Origin of the sequence: Clostridium tagluense, assembly GCF_003865095.1 — a bacterium.
Classification (GTDB): Bacteria; Bacillota; Clostridia; order Clostridiales; family Clostridiaceae; genus Clostridium_AD; species Clostridium_AD tagluense.
Genome location: NZ_BHYK01000120.1, coordinates 1 through 739 on the forward strand (window position 1 = coordinate 1; position 739 = coordinate 739).

Consider the following 739-nt stretch of genomic DNA (forward strand, 5'->3'; position numbering starts at 1 on the left):
GTTGCTCCCATTTTTTTAGCCAATTCAAACTTATCTTCATTTAAGTCTACAGCGATAATTCGGCCTGCTTTTGCTTGAGCCAATCCTTGAATAGCAGCTAATCCAATAGCTCCTAAACCAAATACGGCTGCCACAGCTCCTTCTTCAACTTTTGCTGTGTTGTGTACAGCGCCAATACCTGTAGTAACACCGCATCCAAATAGACAAACTTTATCAAGTGGTGCATCTGGATTAACTTTTACTAATGCGATTTCAGGAACTACTGTGTATTCGCTAAATGTGCTTGTTCCCATATAATGATAAATGGGCTCTCCCTTATAAGAGAAACGAGTTGTTCCATCAGGCATTAAACCCTTACCTTGAGTTTCTCGTATGGCACTACATAAGTTTGTTTTACCAGAACGACAGAATTTACATTCTCCACATTCAGCCGTATATAGTGGAATAACATGGTCCCCTGGTTTTACTAAAGTAACTTCATCACCTACAGAAATTACAATACCAGCACCTTCATGACCTAGTACAGCAGGAAATACGCCTTCTGGATCATTACCTGATAATGTAAAAGCATCTGTATGACAGACTGAAGTGTATAGAATTTTTACTAATACTTCTTTTGCTTTTGGCTCTTCTACATCTATTTCTACAATTTTAAGTGGTTCTCCTGGCTTAAATGCAACAGCAGCTCTACTTTTCAAATTAATCCCTTCTTTCTTTTGTATTATAATATTTACATTCC

1 protein-coding gene is annotated in these 739 nt (G+C 37.6%); it reads right to left on the minus strand.

Features of this window, described 5'->3' with window-relative positions; all coding sequences use genetic code 11:
- Positions 1-698, minus strand: a 698-nt coding sequence (locus tag Ctaglu_RS24800) for an alcohol dehydrogenase catalytic domain-containing protein (protein ID WP_185732974.1), incomplete at its 3' end; no start/stop codon positions are given.
- Between the last annotated feature and the right edge of the window lie 41 nt (positions 699-739).